This is a genomic window from Cypionkella aquatica (genome assembly GCF_030161095.1).
Lineage (GTDB): Bacteria > Pseudomonadota > Alphaproteobacteria > Rhodobacterales > Rhodobacteraceae > Cypionkella > Cypionkella aquatica.
Window position 1 is genome coordinate 25,421 of sequence record NZ_BSPP01000013.1, and the last position, 17,504, is coordinate 42,924.

The 17,504-nt window shown below is 58.7% G+C and carries 18 protein-coding genes; 6 read left to right on the top strand and 12 right to left on the bottom strand.

Annotated elements, in window-relative coordinates; genetic code table 11:
• Positions 1 to 63: 63 nt before the first annotated feature.
• The 3 genes from yidC to yihA are packed head-to-tail and all read left to right on the top strand — an operon-like array spanning position 64 to position 3,274.
• Positions 64 to 1,878, top strand: coding sequence for a membrane protein insertase YidC (yidC, locus tag QQJ98_RS17445; protein WP_284326623.1), 1,815 nt, complete (start codon positions 64 to 66; stop codon positions 1,876 to 1,878).
• Positions 1,875 to 2,621: an MOSC domain-containing protein gene (locus tag QQJ98_RS17450; RefSeq protein ID WP_284326624.1), complete on the top strand. Its 747-nt coding sequence runs from the start codon at positions 1,875 to 1,877 to the stop codon at positions 2,619 to 2,621. The genes yidC and QQJ98_RS17450 overlap by 4 nt, the downstream gene beginning before the upstream one ends.
• The gene (gene yihA, locus QQJ98_RS17455) at positions 2,618 to 3,274 is read left to right on the top strand and encodes a ribosome biogenesis GTP-binding protein YihA/YsxC (RefSeq protein ID WP_284326625.1); all 657 of its coding nucleotides are present in this window, start codon (positions 2,618 to 2,620) and stop codon (positions 3,272 to 3,274) included. Before QQJ98_RS17450 ends, yihA begins: the two co-directional genes overlap by 4 nt.
• Positions 3,275 to 3,427: 153 nt before the next feature.
• Here yihA and QQJ98_RS17460 read toward each other — a convergent pair whose 3' ends face one another.
• Positions 3,428 to 4,159 (bottom strand): SDR family NAD(P)-dependent oxidoreductase, encoded by a 732-nt coding sequence (locus tag QQJ98_RS17460; protein ID WP_284326626.1) that lies wholly within the window; start codon positions 4,157 to 4,159, stop codon positions 3,428 to 3,430.
• A 225-nt stretch (positions 4,160 to 4,384) separates the two neighbouring features.
• Here QQJ98_RS17460 and argB point away from each other — a divergent pair, with 225 nt between their 5' ends.
• The 3 genes from argB (at position 4,385) to QQJ98_RS17475 (ending at position 6,503) form a co-directional block, all read left to right on the top strand.
• Positions 4,385 to 5,263, top strand: a complete 879-nt coding sequence (gene argB, locus QQJ98_RS17465; protein WP_284326627.1) for an acetylglutamate kinase — start codon at positions 4,385 to 4,387, stop codon at positions 5,261 to 5,263.
• A gap of 104 nt (positions 5,264 to 5,367) precedes the next feature.
• A complete protein-coding gene (locus QQJ98_RS17470; protein WP_284326628.1) occupies positions 5,368 to 6,003 on the top strand; it encodes a ferredoxin in 636 nt (211 codons plus the stop codon).
• Positions 6,000 to 6,503, top strand: a complete 504-nt coding sequence (locus QQJ98_RS17475; RefSeq protein ID WP_284326629.1) for a SixA phosphatase family protein — start codon at positions 6,000 to 6,002, stop codon at positions 6,501 to 6,503. The genes QQJ98_RS17470 and QQJ98_RS17475 overlap by 4 nt, the downstream gene beginning before the upstream one ends.
• 191 nt (positions 6,504 to 6,694) lie before the next feature.
• On the opposite strand, the gene QQJ98_RS17480 is transcribed toward QQJ98_RS17475, so the two are convergent.
• The 11 genes from QQJ98_RS17480 to QQJ98_RS17530 all read right to left on the bottom strand — a co-directional run bounded on the left by QQJ98_RS17480 (position 6,695) and on the right by QQJ98_RS17530 (position 17,282).
• On the bottom strand, positions 6,695 to 7,474 hold the full coding sequence (locus tag QQJ98_RS17480; RefSeq protein WP_284326630.1) for an amino acid ABC transporter ATP-binding protein: 780 nt from the start codon (positions 7,472 to 7,474) through the stop codon (positions 6,695 to 6,697).
• Between the two features lie 16 nt (positions 7,475 to 7,490).
• The gene (locus tag QQJ98_RS17485; protein ID WP_284326631.1) at positions 7,491 to 8,930 is read right to left on the bottom strand and encodes an amino acid ABC transporter permease; all 1,440 of its coding nucleotides are present in this window, start codon (positions 8,928 to 8,930) and stop codon (positions 7,491 to 7,493) included.
• A 1-nt stretch (position 8,931) separates the two neighbouring features.
• On the bottom strand, positions 8,932 to 10,191 hold the full coding sequence (locus tag QQJ98_RS17490; RefSeq protein ID WP_284326632.1) for an amino acid ABC transporter permease: 1,260 nt from the start codon (positions 10,189 to 10,191) through the stop codon (positions 8,932 to 8,934).
• A 144-nt stretch (positions 10,192 to 10,335) separates the two neighbouring features.
• Positions 10,336 to 11,352, bottom strand: a complete 1,017-nt coding sequence (locus QQJ98_RS17495) for an amino acid ABC transporter substrate-binding protein (protein WP_284326633.1) — start codon at positions 11,350 to 11,352, stop codon at positions 10,336 to 10,338.
• Between the two features lie 232 nt (positions 11,353 to 11,584).
• A complete protein-coding gene (locus QQJ98_RS17500; RefSeq protein ID WP_284326634.1) occupies positions 11,585 to 12,292 on the bottom strand; it encodes an ATP12 family chaperone protein in 708 nt (235 codons plus the stop codon).
• On the bottom strand, positions 12,289 to 13,329 hold the full coding sequence (locus QQJ98_RS17505; protein ID WP_284326635.1) for an RluA family pseudouridine synthase: 1,041 nt from the start codon (positions 13,327 to 13,329) through the stop codon (positions 12,289 to 12,291). Before QQJ98_RS17505 ends, QQJ98_RS17500 begins: the two co-directional genes overlap by 4 nt.
• On the bottom strand, positions 13,326 to 13,673 hold the full coding sequence (gene crcB / locus QQJ98_RS17510; protein WP_284326636.1) for a fluoride efflux transporter CrcB: 348 nt from the start codon (positions 13,671 to 13,673) through the stop codon (positions 13,326 to 13,328). The genes QQJ98_RS17505 and crcB overlap by 4 nt, the downstream gene beginning before the upstream one ends.
• 98 nt (positions 13,674 to 13,771) lie before the next feature.
• Positions 13,772 to 15,085 carry a replication-associated recombination protein A gene (locus QQJ98_RS17515; protein WP_284326637.1) on the bottom strand — a complete coding sequence of 438 codons (1,314 nt, stop codon included), beginning with the start codon at positions 15,083 to 15,085 and terminating at the stop codon, positions 13,772 to 13,774.
• A 157-nt stretch (positions 15,086 to 15,242) separates the two neighbouring features.
• Positions 15,243 to 15,785: a hypothetical protein gene (locus QQJ98_RS17520; RefSeq protein ID WP_284326638.1), complete on the bottom strand. Its 543-nt coding sequence runs from the start codon at positions 15,783 to 15,785 to the stop codon at positions 15,243 to 15,245.
• A 243-nt stretch (positions 15,786 to 16,028) separates the two neighbouring features.
• Entirely contained in the window at positions 16,029 to 16,619 is a 591-nt protein-coding gene (locus QQJ98_RS17525) for an acyl-homoserine-lactone synthase (protein WP_284326639.1), read from the bottom strand.
• Positions 16,620 to 16,670: 51 nt separating this feature from the next.
• A complete protein-coding gene (locus tag QQJ98_RS17530; protein ID WP_284326640.1) occupies positions 16,671 to 17,282 on the bottom strand; it encodes an autoinducer binding domain-containing protein in 612 nt (203 codons plus the stop codon).
• Positions 17,283 to 17,504: the final 222 nt, after the last annotated feature.

A 17,504-nucleotide genomic window follows, 5' to 3' on the forward strand; every position in this document is an offset into this window, starting at 1 on the left:
GACCTTTGCCGCACCCTATCGTTGAACCACGCCTGACCCTGAACAGGAATGGTGCTTGTCCCGATGGACGATCAAAACAAGAATCTCATCCTCGCAACCGTGCTTAGCTTTCTGGTGATCCTTGGCTGGTTCGTCGCAGGCCCGATGCTTTTTCCGCAATGGTTTCCCGCCGAAACCCAAGCGCCGCTGACGGCAGTGTCAGATGACGCCGCAGCGACCCCCGATCCGGGAACAACCGCGCCCGCAGGAGCTGTCGCTTCGACCGAACCTTTGCCCGAGTCTCCGCGCCTGACGATTGATACGCCGAAGCTATCCGGCGCGATCTCGATGCTTGGTGGGCGGTTTGACGATCTGTCGCTGAAAACCTACCACGAAACCATCGAGCCCGGCTCTCCCACGGTCAAGCTGCTGAGCCCTGTGGGCGAAGGCACGCCCTATTATGCGGTGTTTGGCTGGGCCCCGGGTGCGGGTTTGACCGCGGATGACGTTCCGGGCGCAAAAACCGCATGGCAAATCGCCTCGGGCGGCACCTTGGTCCCTGGTAAACCGGTGACCCTGCGTTGGGAAAATGCCAAAGGTCTGAAATTCCTGCGCACCATCGCTGTCGATGACGACTATATGTTCACCGTGACGGATTCGGTCGAAAACACCGGGGCCACTGCGGCCAGCTTGTATTCCTACGGCATCGTTGCGCGTCATGGTCTGCCAAAATTGCAGAACATCTATGTGGTGCATGAAGGTCTGGTGCGCCGGACAGATGGCAGCCTTGAAGAGTTGAACTACAGCAAATTCGCCTCGCTGACCCCGAATGAAAAAGAAGGCTATCCGGCCGAAGTTAGCGAAGCCGCAACCGATGGCTGGATTGGCTTTACCGACCACTATTGGATGACGACGCTGATCCCGGAACAGGGCAAGCCCTACACAGCCGTAGCAAAATACGTCCCCGGTTCGGACATTTACCAAGCCGAAGTGCGCCAGCCGCTGATGACCGTCGGGCCGGGGGCAAAGATCGAGACCTCGACCCGGATGTTCGCTGGCGCCAAAGAATGGGAGGCCATTCGCGACTATCAGGACAAGGCTGGCATCCCCGGATTCATCGACTCCATCGATTGGGGCTGGTTCTACTTCCTGACCAAACCGATCTTCTCGGTGCTGCACTGGCTGCACGGCCTGATCGGAAACATGGGTCTGGCAATCATCGGATTGACTTTTATTCTCAAGCTGTTGGTGCTGCCCCTGGCCTACAAGTCCTATGTCTCTATGGCGCGGATGAAAGAGCTGCAGCCCGAGATGGAAGTCCTGAAAGAGCGTGCAGGCGACGATAAGCAAAAGCTGCAAAAGGATATGATGGCGCTTTACAAAGAGCGTAAGGTCAATCCGGCGGCGGGCTGTTTGCCGATCTTCATTCAGATCCCGATTTTCTTCTCGCTGTATAAGGTGATTTTCGTCACCATCGAACTGCGGCAAGCGCCTTTCTTTGGCTGGATCAAAGACCTGTCTGCGCCGGATTCGTCGTCTATTTTCAACCTGTTCGGGGCTTTGCCTTGGGATGCCCCAGCGCCGCACACCCTGCTTGCGACCATCTTTATCGGGGTCTTGCCGATCTTGCTGGGGATCACGATGTGGCTGCAACAGAAACTGAACCCGGCACCCGCCGACCCGGTGCAGCAGCAATTGTTCGCTTGGATGCCCTTCGTGTTCATGTTCATGTTGGGCGGTTTTGCCAGCGGTTTGGTGGTGTACTGGATCACCAACAACACCATCACCTTCGCGCAACAGTATCTGATTATGCGCAGCCACGGCCACAAACCGGACCTTTTCGGCAATATCAAATCGGGTTTCTCCAAGAAAAAGCCGGTTGAGGTCGCCAAAAAATGACCGCTCTGCTGGCACAAATCTGCCGGCACCCGATCAAGGGACACGGACGCGAAACACTCGCGTCCGTTCGTCTTTTGGCGGGGGAGTGTCTGGCATGGGATCGTCATTGGGCGGTGGCGCATGACGCAGCCAAGCTGGTAGAGGGTTGGAATCGCTGCGTAAATTTTGCACGCGGCGCCAAGGCTCCGGCACTGATGGCGATCACTTCAAGCTTGGATGAAGCGACGGCAACCGTCACTTTGCACCATCCAGATCGCGGCGAGATGACGTTTCGCCCCGATGATCCCGCCGATTTGCCCCGTTTTTTGGAGTGGGTGACCCCGCTGAATCCACCAGATCGCGCCCAACCGGTCGCAATTGTAAAGGCTGGGCGCGGAATGACTGATACGCCCCTGCCCGCGCTTTCGATTTTGTCGACAGCCTCTTTGGCAGACCTTTCGTCCAAAATGGGACAGCCGTTGTCAAGGGACCGTTGGCGCGGCAATCTTTGGCTGGACGGCGCCGAGCCTTGGGCGGAATTAGATTGGATTGGCAAGCACTTAGCCATTGGTGGTGCGGTGCTTAAGATTGAAGAACGCATTGAGCGGTGCAGTGCCACCACGGTTGATCCAGAGACCGGCAAGGTCAATGCACCAACCCTGAACGCGTTGAACACGCATTTTGGCCATCAGGATTTTGGCCTATACGGCGTGGTTGTAGAAAGCGGGCCGATTGCGGTCGGTGATGAATGGAGATTGGCATGACGAGCCTGCAGTTTACCTTGACGCCCGAACCGGATTTCGCATCGCGCGAAGCAGGCCGCTTGCTGTTCGCAGGCCCGGTTGATTTCGTAAAAGGCGTGGTGGCGATGTCTGGCTTGCCGGAACCGGATCGGCTTGAGGTTTGCTTTGCCGGTCGGTCCAACGTTGGAAAATCCAGCTTGATCAATGCCTTAACGGGGCGCAAAAACCTTGCACGCGCATCGAACACGCCGGGGCGGACCCAGGAAATCAACTATTTCGCCTTGGGTGAGATGAACCGCTTTTTGGTCGATTTGCCCGGCTATGGCTATGCTGAAGCGCCAAAGCCGATCGTGGCCAAATGGCAGGCGCTGCTGAAAAGCTACCTTGCGGGGCGACAAACCCTGCGGCGGGCGTTTGTTTTGATCGACACCCGGCACGGCGTGAAAGCGGTGGATGAAGAGATCATGGACCTTCTCGACCGCTCTGCTGTGACGTTTCAGGTGGTAATGACCAAGATGGACAAGGTTTCGACCGCCGAGCGCGATGCCAATATCGAGCAGGTCAAAGCTGCGCTGGCGAAACATCCGGCGGCTTACCCGGAATTGGTGGTCACGAGTTCGGAAAAGGGCGACGGGATTGAGACTTTGCGCACCATCATCGCGACGCTGGTTTAAGCAGCGCTAAGGGGCTGAGATCGCTGTGTTAATTCTGGGGTTTAACGAAAAGTTAAAGACCCAGAAATGATACAGGAATGGGCCAGATAGCGGCCATAGCTTTGTCCGTCACTGGCACCAGCGCGCCGCATTAACCAAACCATGCGAATCGGCTTAGACGTGCTGGCCGCCGTTGATCTGAATCTCGGTGCCGGAAATGTAGCTCGATTGCTCCGAGCACAAAAACCAGATCGCATCCGCGACCTCTTTCGTTTGACCCAAACGACGCATCGGCAACTGCTCGACAATCTTGTCGGTGCCGGGCGAGAGGATCGCTGTCTCAACCTCTCCGGGTGCAATCGCATTCACCCGCACGCCCAAGGGCCCGAAATCATGCGCCATTTCGCGGGTCAGCGCAGCCAGAGCGGCCTTTGAGGTCGAATAGGCTGCACCCGCAAAAGGATGCACCCGGCTGCCGGCAATTGAGGTCACGTTGACAACCGAGCCTTTCGCCGCAGCGAGTTCAGCTTGCAAGCCACGCGCAAGGATCACCGAGGCAAAAAAGTTGACGTGAAAGACTTGCCCCCATGTCCGCAGATCAGTTTCCAATGTATTCAGGCGCTTACCGCCCTCGCCCTTCGGCGAAATCCCGGCATTATTCACCAAAGCGTGCAGCTTGCCGTTCAACTTGGCCTTGATCATTTCCATCGCGGCGATGGTTTTGTTGGGATCTGCAAGGTCGATCTGAATATGGTTATCCTCGCCCCCCGGCCACGGACAGCGCGGATCAAAGGGATGGCGCGAGCAGGTCAGGACCCGCCAACCTTCACCGCCAAAGCGCTTTACGGTGGCATGGCCGATTCCCCGGCTTGCTCCGGTCAGGACGAGGGTTTTCTGCTCGGACATCATGCACTCCTTGGCTTGGGGTCAAGCTAGGGCATTGGGTGGCAATTGCAAGAGGATCACGCTGAGGCGACCTGCTGCGCCTTAGTCATTTCAAAGACTTAGCGCGCTGCTGCAACCAGCTTTTTAACCGATAGGCAGACACAAAAGCTTTGCTTGGCAGGGGGGCGTAAAGGCGGTATCAGGCAAAAAACCAAAGGCTCCCCCATGCAAAAGCAGACATTGACGATGAGTGACGCAATCTCGACAGCGAAGATGCTTTCCGAGGCCCTGCCCTATCTGCAACGCTTTGAAGATGCGGTTGTGGTGGTGAAATTTGGCGGCAATGCGATGGGCGACGATGCCGCGATGGCGGAATTTGCCCGCGACGTGGTGCTGATGCGGCAGGTGGGCGTGAACCCGGTTGTGGTGCATGGCGGCGGGCCGATGATCAACGACATGCTGACCAAGCTGGGCATCAAATCCGAATTCGTGCGCGGCAAGAGGGTGACCGATAAGGCGACGGTGCAGGTGGTCGAGATGGTGCTGTCGGGGCTGGTCAACAAGCGCATCGTCCAGGCGATCATGGATGCGGGCGGGCGCGCGGTGGGGATTTCCGGCAAGGACGACGACCTGATGGTTTGCGTCGCCGATGACCCGGAACTGGGCTTTGTTGGCCGCCCGGTTGAGATGAATGTGCAGGTTTTGCGCGATTTGTATAAGGCCGGGATCATTCCGGTGGTGGCCCCGGTCGCAACCGGGATGGCTGATAACGAGACGTTCAACGTCAACGGCGACACGGCAGCGGGCGCGATTGCGGGTGCGTTGCAGGCAGATCGTTTGCTGCTGTTAACCGATGTGCCGGGCGTGAAGGATGCGTCTGGGCAGGTGATGACGCAGATCACGCCGGATGAAATCCGGGCGATGACCGCCTCGGGCGTGATTTCGGGCGGGATGATCCCGAAAACCGAAACCGCGCTGATGGCGATTGAGGCGGGCACCCGGGCGGTGACGATTCTGGATGGCCGGATTCCCAATGCCTGCCTGCTGGAGTTGTTCACTGACCATGGCGCTGGCAGCCAGATCCGATCAACGGTGCCGCGCGTGACGCCTCGGGTGAAGCGCTAGGGGCGTTCATACTGGCCTAAATATTCCCGCCGGAGGCTCTTTTCGGCTTGCCGCAGCTGAGTCCGGCGTGAGTATTTGCCAAAGATCAAATGCGGGGGCTGCGCATGCTGGCTGAGATCGAGGCAATGGCGGCGCGGCATTTTCTGACCGTGCTGGGCGGGTTTACCTGTGAAGATGAGGCGGAACTGCCTGCGGGGACACGCTCGGTACTGTTGCTGGGCCCTGCAGAGCCGGGATATTGGGCTCATCTGCGGGCGCAGCCGGAATGGGGCGGGGTCGATCCGGTTGATCGCTGGTCGCGGCGGGTGATTGGGCGGATGGCGTGCGATCTGGGCGCGAAGGCGCTGTTTCCGTTTGGTGGCGCGCCGTATCATCCGTTTTATCGCTGGGCTTTGCGGACTGGGCGTGTGTGGGACAGCCCGGTGAAGCTGTTGGTGCAGGCCGAACAGGGGTTGATGGTCAGCTTTCGCGGCGCTTTGGCGTTGAAACAGCGGGTCGAGGTTCCGGTGGCGATCTCGCCTTGTGAGGCCTGCGCGCGGCCCTGTGTGTCGGCTTGCCCGGCGGGGGCGTTGGATGCGGCGGGCTATGATGTGCCTGCCTGCCACGCGTTTCTGAACCAGCCTGTCGGCGCGGATTGCATGAATTTGGGCTGTGCCGTGCGTCGGGCTTGCCCGGTGTCGGTTGGCTATGCAAGACTGGCTGAACATTCTGCCTATCATATGGGGACGTTCCACAAATGAAGCGACTGATCCTGACACGCCATGCGAAATCTGCTTGGGACGACCCGTTGACGCCGGACCATGACCGGCCCTTGAATGAACGCGGCAAGGCGGCTGCGGCGGATCTGGGGCAGTGGCTGGCCTCGCGCGGGTATGTGCCCGCGAAGGTTCTGTGCTCGGATGCGGTGCGGACGCGGCAGACTTGGTCGGGGATTGCGCCGGCGCTGCCTGCGACGCCGTTGATGGAGTTGAAGCCCGCACTTTATCACGCCGGGGTGGATGTGATGCTGGCGGTGTTAAAGCACGCGCAGGCGGATGTGGTGATGATGATCGGACACAATCCGGGGATCGCCGAGTTTGCCGAGAAATTGGTGGCCAAAGCGCCGTTCAATGCGGAGTTTGGACGCTATCCGACCGGGGCGACTTTGGTGGTGGATTTCGCGGTGGAATCTTGGGATGAGATCGCGTTTGGTCAGGGTGTGACGGTGGATTTTGTTATCCCGCGCGAGATGGTGGTTTGATCTGTCCGCGCGTGGACAAGCGTGCCGTTTGAATGATTTCAAGAGGTTATAACCCCCTTGTTCATGCTTTCTTAACTAAAAAGGCGCCCAGGGAGGGGCGCCTTTTTTGTTTGTTTGTTTGTGCCAGAAGCACGGTGCGTGAAATCACGCACCCTACGGGTGGGTAGGGTTTGTGCTTGTACGCACTGTTTTCAATGCCCCAGAATCTGCGACAGGAACAGCTTGGTACGCTCGGATTGCGGGTTGTTGAAGAACTCGCGCGGCTCGTTTTGCTCGACGATCTGGCCTTGGTCCATGAAGATCACCCGGTTCGCCACAGCCTGCGCGAAACCCATTTCGTGGGTGACGCAAAGCATGGTCATGCCTTCTTCAGCGAGGGAGATCATGGTGTCGAGCACCTCTTTGATCATCTCGGGGTCGAGGGCCGAGGTTGGCTCGTCGAACAGCATGATGCGGGGCTTCATGCAGAGCGAGCGCGCGATGGCGACGCGCTGCTGTTGGCCGCCCGACAACTGGCCTGGGTATTTATGCGCCTGCTCGGGGATTTTCACCTTGCCGAGATAGTGCATTGCCACCTCTTCCGCCTCTTTCTTCGGAACCTTGCGGACCCAGATAGGGGCCAAGGTCAGGTTTTCGAGGATGGTCAGATGCGGGAACAGGTTGAAGTGCTGGAACACCATGCCAACCTCGGAGCGCACCTTGTCGATGTTCTTCAGGTCGGATGTCAGCTCGGTGCCATCAACGATGATCTGGCCCTGCTGGTGTTCTTCCAGCCGGTTGATGCAGCGGATCAGGGTGGATTTACCGGAGCCTGAAGGGCCGCAGATGACGATACGTTCGCCTTTGTTGACGGTCATGTTGATGTCGCGCAGCACATGGAAGGTGCCGTACCACTTGTTCATGCCGGTGATTTGGATTGCCACCTCATCAGAGATTTGCATCTTGCTGCGGTCGATTGCGGGTTCTGCCATGATGTAAGTCCTTGATTTAGCGGTGATCAGTCTTCAGCTTGTTCTCCAGATACATCGAGTACCGGGACATGCCGAAGCAGACGATAAAGAAGATGCCGCCGACGAAAATGTAAGGCTCCCAGTAGATGCCTTTCCAGTTGATGTCGGCGCGCACGATGGTGGTGATGCCGCGCAACGGGTCGGCGAGGCCCACGAAAGACACAAGCGTGGTGTCTTTGAACAGGCCGATGAAGGTCGACACGATGCCGGGGATCGAGATTTTCAGCGCTTGCGGCATGATGATCAGCCGCTGCGCCTGCCAGTAATCCAGACCCAAGGCATCGGCGGCCTCGTACTGGCCGCGCGGCAAGGCGGCGAGGCCACCGCGCACCACTTCGGCATTATAGGCGGCCGAGAAGATGGTGACGAGGATGACCACGCGCAGGATCAGGTCGAACTTTGTTTGCGGCGGCAGGAAGTATTGCAGCAGCAAAGACGCGGTGAACAGCATGGTGATCAGCGGCACGCCGCGGACAAATTCGATGAAGCCGACCGACAGCGTTTTGATCAGCATCATATCCGAGCGACGGCCCAAGGCGAGCAGGATGCCGAGGGGAAGCGAGATCGAAATGGAGGCGACGCCAATCACGAAAGCAAGCAGGAAGCCGCCGAATTTGTCAGAGGTCACATAGGTCAGCTCCAGCGGCAGCAGGGCTTGCCACGCCTCGGAGACATAGGATTGCAGGAACAGCCACCACAAGCAGGCGGCGATAAAGCCAAGGCTTGCCCCCATCACCGGGCCGAGTTTTGGCGCGATCAGGCTGTAGATCATCGCCATCACCATGAAGCCGAGAAGGGCGGTGATCGGCCCCCAGATCGAGCCACCCCAGAGCAACCAAAGTGCGATGAACGGGAACAAGATTGTGACGGTCAGCAGTGCGCGCGGTTTGGTGGCGGCGAAGGCGGTGAGGCCCGCAAACAAAGCGATGGCCAGAACGGTGTGGAACGAGAAGCCATCCGCGCCGATCAGGCAAAGCACCGCCAGCACGCCGATCAGACCGCAAAGCTTTGACATTGCAGATTTATTGTCGGCGTAAAGCACAGGCGCAAGGGCGACGAACAGCAGGCCAAAGGCCAAGATGGGGCGCCACCACAGATCTGGCGGGTAGAAGCCAAAGATGAACTGGTGCCAACGCTCGTGGATCATCGCCCAGCAGGCACCGCCCGCATCAGGACCGGCGCTGGCAGCCACGATGCTGCGACATTCTTGCAGCGAACTTGCAGTCCAGACGCCATTGGCAAGCCACGGCCATGACAGCGAAATCAGCGCGTACAGCACATAGATCGCAAGCAAGGTCAGGATCGAGTTGACCGGGCCAGAGAACAAATTCTCACGCAGCCAGCGGATCGCGCCGGTTTGCGAGGCCGGGGGGGCGGATGGGCCGAGCATGTCTTTGCGGATATAGAGCAGTGACATCTTAACGCTCCTTCAATTTGACAGAGGCGTTATAGGCGTTCATCACCGACGAGATGATCAGGCTGATGATCAGATAAATCAACATCATCAGGGTCATACACTCTAGCTCGCGCCCGGTTTGGTTCAGGGTGATGCCACCCAAGGTGCCGCGCAGATCAAGGTAGCTGACGGCGAGGCCAAGCGAGGTGTCCTTGGTCAGCGACAGATATTGCGAGATCAGCGGCGGGATGATGACGCGCAAAGCTTGCGGCAGGATCACCAGATTCATCGTGCGGCCGGGGCGGAGGCCCAAAGCGGCAGCGGCCTCTGACTGGCCCTTCGAGATCGCCTGGATGCCCGCGCGCACGGTCTCTGCGATCACCGAGGCGTAATAGAGGGTGAGGGCGACGGTCAGCGCGGTGAAGGCATGGGCGACATTCAGACCGCCTTTGAAGTTGAAGCCTTTGAACGCCGGGTAGTCCCAATGCAGCCCCATCGCGAACAGCAAGGCGATGATGGGCACGAACAGGATCAGCAGCGATTTCCACCATGTCGTTGGGCGGATACCGGTGGCTTCCTGCGTCGCGGCAGCGCGACGACGCAGGATGCGGTTGATCCAGATCGAGGCTGCGACCACGAAAATGCAGGCCAGAACCGACAGATTCAGGGAGTAGCCGCCGAGTTCAATCCGGGGCAGCGGGTGCTCCAGCAGTGGCGAGGGCACGTTGGTGCCGCGATTGGTGATGGCGAAGGAATCGTTCAGGATCATCGAGGCCTTTGAGGTGCCATCGACGATTTTGAAATCTTTGGGTTCGGGCCGGGTCTCGGACAGAACGGCGTAGACGAGGATGATCCACAGCACGACGGGGACGTTGCGGAACAGCTCGATATAGACGGTCATCATCCGCGAGAGCAGCCAGTTTTTCGACAGCCGCAGCACACCGATGGTGACGCCCAGAATGGTGGACAAAAAGCAGCCGATCACCGCGACCAGCAGCGTGTTGCACAGACCGACCAGCAGGGCCTGAAAATGCGTGGAATCATTGGTGTAAGGCACCAAATGCTGATCGATATCGTAACCGGCGCGGTTCCAAAGGAAGCCAAAGTTGATGTCTTTGTCCTTGGCGGCCAGATTCTCGATGGTGTTGTTGGCAAGCCAGGCGACGCCCAGCAGGAACAGGATCAACACGATGATCTGAATGGTGTAAGAACGGTAGCGGGTGTCGTAAATCAACATACCCAGCCGAAAGTTTGCTTTCGGCGGCTCTGTGGCGAGCGTCATATATATTCCCCCTGCCCTGCCGCTGCCGGACTTTTGCCGGTCGTTTGGGGGCGGTTCCCCCTGCGGTCAGGTGATGTGCCGGATCAAGTGAGCGATGATCTTAGTTGGAAGCGGGCGCGGATTTCTCCGCGCCCGTGGGTTAGATCAGCGGATCGGCGGTGCGTATTGCAGGCCGCCTTGGGTCCACAAAGCGTTCAGACCGCGCGCCAGACCGATCGGGGTCGAGGTGCCGATATGGGCTTCAAAGATTTCGCCATAGTTGCCGGAAACGGCGATTGCGCGACGGCTCCAGTCTTTGTCGAGACCCATCATCGCGCCCATGTCGCCTTCAAGACCAAGCAAACGCTTGATTTCCGGGTCGGTGGTCGAGGATGCGACTTGGTCGATGTTGGCCTTGGTCACGCCTTTTTCTTCTGCGGTCAGCAGCGCGTAATAGGTCCAACGGACGATATCGCCCCAGTTGTTGTCGCCGTGACGCACGACCGGGCCGAGCGGCTCTTTCGAGATGATTTCCGGCAAGATGATGTGATCAGCCGGGCTTGCCAGCGAGGCACGCGAAGCAGCCAGACCCGAAGCATCGGTGGTGTAGGCGTCACAAGCGCCGGCATCATACTGACGCAGGGCTTCGGAATCGTCTGCCACGTTGACCGGGGTGTAGGTGATGTTGTTCGACTTGAAGAAGTCGGCCAAGTTCAGCTCGGTCGTGGTGCCGGTCTGGATACAGACGGTCGCACCATCAAGCTCTTTCGCCGAGGACACGCCGAGATCTTTCTTCACCATGAAGCCTTGGCCATCATAGTAGTTCACCGCGACGAAATCGAACTTGAGGTCGGTATCGCGCGAGAAGGTCCAGGTCGAGTTACGGATCAGCACGTCAACTTCGCCGGAAGCCAGCGCGGTGAAGCGGGTCTCGCCAGTGGTGGGAACGTATTTGACCTTGGCCGCATCGCCGAGAACGGCAGCAGCTACGGCTTTGCACAGATCAACGTCGAAGCCGACATAAGCGCCGGTTGCATCCGGAGCGCCGAAGCCGGTCAGACCGACGTTCACGCCGCAGATCAGCTCGCCGCGGGCTTTCACATCATCCAGCGTGCCAGCGAAAGCCGACCCTGCCAGAACGGTGGTGGCCGCGAGTGCGCCGAAGAATACGGATTTTTTCATTCTTACCTCTTGTTGTTTCCGCCCGTTTTTCGGGCGAAGGTTATATGTCCCGCATCTTATGCGGGTACGCTCCCCATGACGAACACGGTCGCCAGTGCTGGTCATACTCGGACATAGCCCTGCAATCGGTCAAGCAAAACTGCCAATATAGCGGAATTTACCGCTATCATAACGCTTTGGGGCAATCAGGCAGACAGATTGCGCAAAGAAGGGGCAGCCAGAGAGAAGATTGTTACCCGCACAATGCGAAGAATCGCGCCGCTTCGGCCAGTGCCTGCAGTTTAAGCGATTCTAAGGCGGCAGCATCTTCGTCAACGCCCCAAAGTTCGTTCTGCCATGTCTCGTCGATTCGGCTCAGCGCCCAGCATTGATCCAGCGACAGACGGCCCCGCGTGACGGCAAGGGCGAGGATCAGCGAGCCAGAGATGGCGATCAGATCGTGGACAGCGGCGAGCTGGAACGGGGTAAAAGCGCGGACCTGCGCGGCAAGCTTGGCAACCGAAGTTTCGGGCTGGCGGATGTGCATGACGCCCGCAGTGGCGATCAATGGCGCGCGCAGAGCGGCGGCGGACCATTCCAGCAGCGGATCCCAGGCATCGGACTGGCGGTCGATCAATTCTTGCGGGCCGGTCGCGCGGTAGCAGAGTAGATCGGTTTCACCATAGCGGGCGAGGTCGGCGGCCACGGCGTCGAATTGAATGGCCACATTGTCGATGGCGGAATTGGCGGCGCGGGTCGCGGGCATGGTTTCGGGTTTGACCCGGCCAGATTGCGCATCCCATTCGGCGGCGATCACCTCGGCCATCGCAAGCGTCGGCACAACCAATGCGCGCTTGGCCGGAGTCTTTACCGCGCGGCCATCAAGGGTGACGGTGAAACCGCCGTCGCAGGGTTCCGCAACGGCTTGTTTCCAAAAGCGTTTCGCCGTCCAAGAACTCATGCAGCACCCGAGAACGGATCGGCTGGCACATCGTTTTCGCCCCAATCGAGGGTCTTCCAGGTGCGGGCCATATGCTCGGGCAAGGGGGCGGTGAAAGTCATCATTTTCTTGTGGATCGGGTGTTCGATGGTCAGCATGCGGGCATGCAGATGCAGCTTGCGGCTGATGTCGCCGCCGATGCTGGCCCCCCAACCGTCGCCCATATTTTCGGTCCCCGTGAGGCCGTATTTGCTGTCGCCCAAGATCGGATGGCCCATTTCGGCCATATGCGCGCGCAACTGGTGGGTGCGTCCGGTGACAGGTTCCAGCGCCATCCACGACAGGCGCGAGCCCAAAAACCACAGCGTAAAGTAATCGGTCTGCGCGCGTTTGGCGTCGGGGTAATCGGCCATTTTGGCGGGATGAATACAGATCATCTTTTCGTCGCCATACTTGCCGCCACCGGATTTCTGCAAGCCGTATTTGATCGAACCTTGGCGCGGATGCGGCACGCCTGCGACGGCGGCCCAGTAGATTTTACGGGTGAGACGGTGGCGCAGGGCTTCGGACAAAGCCCGCGCCACGCGGTCGGTGCGGGCGAGCATCAACAGGCCCGAGGTGTCTTTATCAAGCCGGTGCACCAGTTTTGGGCGATCTTTGTAGCCGAATTTCAGCGCATCGGTCAGGCCATCGACATGGCGATCCCCTTGGCCAGACCCACCTTGCGACGGCAGACCGGGGGGTTTGTTGAGGATGATCATATGCTCATCCTTCCACAAGACCGCGTTCTGGATCATCTTTTCATCGGCGGCGGAATAGCTGCCCGCGCGGCGCTGGACTGGGGCTGCGGCATCTGGCAGCGGCGGGATGCGGATGGTTTGGCCGGGCATGACATGATCGGATGCCTTGGCGCGCGCGCTGTCGACACGGACTTGGCCGGTGCGGCACATCTTTTCGACATGGCCTTGGGTGACTTGCGGAAAGCGCTTTTTGAACCAGCGATCAAGGCGTTGTTCGCCATCATTGTCGGTTACTGTGATCAGTTGAACGTCGCTCATGCGAGGGCTCCACGGGCTAGGGCTGCGCCAAGGGCGACGGCGGAAAGCGAAAGGGTGACGGAGGCGGCGGTGTAAAGCGCGGCCTGCGCGATCTGGCCGGATTGCCAGAGTTTCAGTGTGTCGAGAGAGAAGGCAGAGAAAGTGGTGAAGCCGCCGAGGATACCCGTCATCACCAGTGGCGACAGGCTGCGGCTGAGAGTGATGTAAAGCACGCCCATGACAAAACTGCCCGCGACATTGACGAGCAGCGTGGCAATCGGTGCGCCGAGGGTCGAGATGCACAGGTGGCGCAAAACAGAGCCAATGGCGCCGCCGAGGGCGACTTGGGACAGCGTGTAGAACATGGGTTTTCATTGATCCGTAGGGCGCGGTTTGTCAACTGGCGCACGGGGGCCAGCCCCCGAAACCCCCGGGATATTTAGGCCAGTCTGAAACGTGCAGATCAGGTCGCGTTGCGTTTGCTGCGCAGTTTGACGAAATAGTCGATGCGTTTTTTCAGCTCGCGTTCAAAGCCGCGTTCGGGTGGATTGTAATAGATCGGGCGCTTCATCGCGTCGGGGAAGTAGTTTTGGCCCGAAAAACTGTCTTCAGCGTCGTGATCATAAGCGTAGCCCGCACCGTAGCCGATTTCCTTCATCAGTTTGGTGGGGGCGTTGCGGATGTGCAAAGGCGGTGGTTCGCTGCCAGTTTCGCGGGCGGCGGCGCGGGCGGCTTTGTAGGCGGTATAGACCGCGTTTGATTTGGGCGCGAGCGCGAGGTAGACGAGGGCTTGCGCCAGCGCCAGTTCGCCTTCGGGGGAGCCTAAGCGCTCGTATGTGTTCCAGGATTCGAGGCAGATGGCCTGCGCTTGCGGGTCGGCGAGGCCAATGTCTTCAACCGCCATGCGGGTGATGCGGCGGGCGAGAAAGCGCGGGTCTTCGCCGCCTTCCAGCATGCGGGCAAACCAGTAGAGGGCCGCATCGGGATCAGAGCCGCGCACCGATTTGTGCAGGGCCGAGATCAGGTTGTAATGCTCTTCGCCCGATTTGTCGTATTTCGAGGCGCGGCGCATCAGGCGGGTGGAAAGCTGCGCCCGGTCGAGGGGTTTGTCGAGTTTCCATGCGGCGATTTGTTCGATCAGGTTCAGCAAAGCGCGGCCATCGCCGTCGGCCATCTCGATCAGCGCCTCACGCGCGTCGCCGTTGAGGGGGAGTTGGCGGTTGAGGTCTTTTTCGGCGCGTTGGGCGAGAAGTTCGAGATCGATCAGGTTGAGGCGTTCGAGGATGATGACCTGCGCGCGGGAGAGCAGAGCGGCGTTCAGCTCGAAGCTGGGGTTTTCGGTGGTGGCCCCGACCAGAAGGATGGTGCCGTCTTCCATATAGGGCAGGAAGCCGTCTTGCTGGGCTTTGTTGAAGCGGTGGATTTCGTCGACGAACAGCAGGGTGCCTTTGCCACCGTTTTGGCGGCGGATCTTGGCGGTCTCGAACACTTTGCGCAGATCGGGGACGCCGGTGAAAATCGCCGAGATTTGCACGAAGGCGAGGTCGGATTCGTGGGCGAGCAGCCGGGCGATGGTGGTTTTGCCAACGCCGGGCGGGCCCCACAGGATCAGCGAGGACAGGCTGTTGGCGGTCAGCATTGCGCCCAAGGGGCCATCGGGGCCGAGGACGTGGGATTGTCCGATCACCTCGGATAGCGCGCGCGGGCGCAGACGATCGGCCAAGGGGCGCGGTGCCTCTGGCTGCGGTTTGCCGGGGGTGTCGAAAAGGTCTGACATGCGGGGAGTTTACGCGGCAAAGCGGGGCGGGGGAAGGCGGATTGCGTGTGAGAGCGGCGCCCATAAAAACTTATGAACACCGGCCCATTCGCCTATGGACAGCAGATCGAAAAGCGGAGTTTTGGCGCAGTCACTGAGATTTTCAGGTGCAATCGCCTCAATCTTCACCCCGAAAACGTATCAATTTGAACTCATTTGGCCGTTTCACAAAATCATCGGCAGTGGCATGGAGCGATTTTACGAGAAACGGAGTTCGTGGCGCCAAGTGCTCACGCGAGGATGGATACCGCAACGGATAGCCGCGCACGCCATGCAGATTACCAAGCGCAAGAACATACTCTTCGATAAGCGGTAGAACCTCTTCATCGCGGGGATTGTCAGGATAATCATGGGTTTCGCGCGCGGCGGTTGCGACCTTTATGGCATTTGCAAAGACATTGCCTCGGATTGGTTCACAAATTTCTTCGCTCCAGAGAGCAAGGATATCGTGTCCTTGCGGCCCACTTGTTTTTGGAGGTTTTCCGTTCCAGTACATGCATGCCTTGAGCAATAACTCTAGACCATGACCTGCAAGCATGAGCGTAGGTCGAAAAAGTATGCGCCCAGTGCTACCCTGTTCTTTATCCAAGACCACGGCACCCTCGGGACATTGTTTGGCAATCATGGCACACTGACCAGCATCACATGAGAAAAAATCCAAAATCAAGTTCCTCCTGTAGCGCTTGACGTTCCTCTAACATTTTTTGGATGCTCTTTTAACATTCTGGAGTGATCAAGATCACTCCGTTACACAGATTTGATCGAAAAGACCCAGAAGGCGGCCGACCATATCGTGCAATGGCCCACCCTTCGGGTGCCATACAAGCACAAGTGGCTGTCCTCATAGAGCGATTTCGGAGTCTGCGGGCGGCCCTGCTCCCCATAGGCCGCCGCAGGTTGCGCCTTAGTGCTTGGTCAGGCTGAAATCCATCTCGACCACTTGGTTGTCGATGGCGTCGATCTCCATCACCGGGCCCATCGCGCGCATCTTCACACCCACACGGTCGGCCCAGCGGGGCCAGGTGGCGGCCAAGAGGGTCAGGCAGTGGGTGGCGTTCAGGCTGCGGACGGTTTCGCCAAGCTGCGCGATCAGCTGGGCATGCACGCGGCGGCGGATCGAGGACGGCACGTCATGGGCGACGAACAGGCGGCTCGATTCCCAGATATGATCACCGACCGGGGCTTCATCCGTCAGCAGGTTGGCCGGGATCGTATCGAGCAGACCGCGCTGTGCGTCACGGATCATGTAGCTGTAGATGCCGCATTTCGCGGTGGTCGGAGTCAGACGATTTCCTGCCATAACGCGGCCATTATCGTCATGCACAACCACCCAGCGGCTGGCCGGAGTGTCGTACTGGTCGTATTCCATGCCCAAAGCCTCGGGCAGGTCCCACTTGTTGTGGACAATAAAAAGTTCACGCCGGGCGCGAAGCATGTTCGCGAACAGCTCTCCATGGTTGTGGAGGTTGGCAAAAGAAAGCGTGGTGGTGAGCATGGTGGTCTCCATTATGTTCAGATGGCAGTCAGAACATCGCGGAGGGGGTTGTCAGATCAGCCGATAATCCTTTGCGCGTTGAATGGCTTCGGCTGTGGTGCGCGCCATCAAACGGATGCGCGCCGATGTTACGCGGGCTTTAAGCGCGCTTTCTGATATGCCCAGTTTCGCCGCAGCGGCAGTAAACCGGTCCCCCCCAGCGATACAGCGCAGAGCCTCTATCTGAGCCTTCGTCAGCTCTTCGGGTGGCTCTGTCACGTCATGCAGCCGATGCACGATGGTGGCGATGGCTGCAATTTCATGGTCCTCAAATTCGCGGTCCGCCCGCGCAAAAGAGGCAATGGATCGTGATTTGACCGGGCCACAGGCAACTGTGGCGCCATAGTTCAGGCCGTATCTTGCGGCCTCTACGAACAGGCCAAACGGGTCTGGCAGGGCGGGATCGCTCCAACGGATGGTGCCAGTGGCACTGAAGCCCCAGGCTACCATTGGGTCACGCAGGACGTAGCCTTTTTCGGTGTAGTAGTCGAGCCAACGCTGATCGTAGGTTTGGTAGGTGACCAGAGGAGCGGTGAAACGAATATGGAGGCCGACGAAGTAACCCGCCGGGGCCATAAGCGAAAGTTGGTGTAACTCGACATCTATACCTAGCTTTACTGACATGTTTATTCGATCTCTCGATTCATTTACAACTTTAGGCAGTTCGCGGGATGGCTACTATACCCGGATCGGCAACAGTGCGTTTCCTGTTTACCATCAATTACAAGAATTTACTTAATTGAAAGCCCTGATGCAGAGTCCGGGCTCTTCATTCCGTTGACGTCACGTAAAGATAAGGCAGATATAAAAAAACCCGCCGGTTAGGGCGGGTTTTCTAAGGGAATG

Coding starts and splice junctions, on each gene's coding strand:
- yihA (WP_284326625.1), top strand. CDS start 2,618: ATGACGAGCCTGCAGTTTACCTTGACGCCCGAACCGGATTTCGCATCG.
- QQJ98_RS17470 (WP_284326628.1), top strand. CDS start 5,368: ATGCTGGCTGAGATCGAGGCAATGGCGGCGCGGCATTTTCTGACCGTG.
- yidC (WP_284326623.1), top strand. CDS start 64: ATGGACGATCAAAACAAGAATCTCATCCTCGCAACCGTGCTTAGCTTT.
- crcB (WP_284326636.1), bottom strand. CDS start 13,673: ATGTTCTACACGCTGTCCCAAGTCGCCCTCGGCGGCGCCATTGGCTCT.
- QQJ98_RS17480 (WP_284326630.1), bottom strand. CDS start 7,474: ATGGCAGAACCCGCAATCGACCGCAGCAAGATGCAAATCTCTGATGAG.
- QQJ98_RS17490 (WP_284326632.1), bottom strand. CDS start 10,191: ATGACGCTCGCCACAGAGCCGCCGAAAGCAAACTTTCGGCTGGGTATG.
- argB (WP_284326627.1), top strand. CDS start 4,385: ATGAGTGACGCAATCTCGACAGCGAAGATGCTTTCCGAGGCCCTGCCC.
- QQJ98_RS17505 (WP_284326635.1), bottom strand. CDS start 13,329: ATGAGCGACGTTCAACTGATCACAGTAACCGACAATGATGGCGAACAA.
- QQJ98_RS17485 (WP_284326631.1), bottom strand. CDS start 8,930: ATGTCACTGCTCTATATCCGCAAAGACATGCTCGGCCCATCCGCCCCC.
- QQJ98_RS17525 (WP_284326639.1), bottom strand. CDS start 16,619: ATGCTCACCACCACGCTTTCTTTTGCCAACCTCCACAACCATGGAGAG.
- QQJ98_RS17495 (WP_284326633.1), bottom strand. CDS start 11,352: ATGAAAAAATCCGTATTCTTCGGCGCACTCGCGGCCACCACCGTTCTG.
- QQJ98_RS17450 (WP_284326624.1), top strand. CDS start 1,875: ATGACCGCTCTGCTGGCACAAATCTGCCGGCACCCGATCAAGGGACAC.
- QQJ98_RS17515 (WP_284326637.1), bottom strand. CDS start 15,085: ATGTCAGACCTTTTCGACACCCCCGGCAAACCGCAGCCAGAGGCACCG.
- QQJ98_RS17475 (WP_284326629.1), top strand. CDS start 6,000: ATGAAGCGACTGATCCTGACACGCCATGCGAAATCTGCTTGGGACGAC.
- QQJ98_RS17500 (WP_284326634.1), bottom strand. CDS start 12,292: ATGAGTTCTTGGACGGCGAAACGCTTTTGGAAACAAGCCGTTGCGGAA.
- QQJ98_RS17460 (WP_284326626.1), bottom strand. CDS start 4,159: ATGTCCGAGCAGAAAACCCTCGTCCTGACCGGAGCAAGCCGGGGAATC.
- QQJ98_RS17530 (WP_284326640.1), bottom strand. CDS start 17,282: ATGTCAGTAAAGCTAGGTATAGATGTCGAGTTACACCAACTTTCGCTT.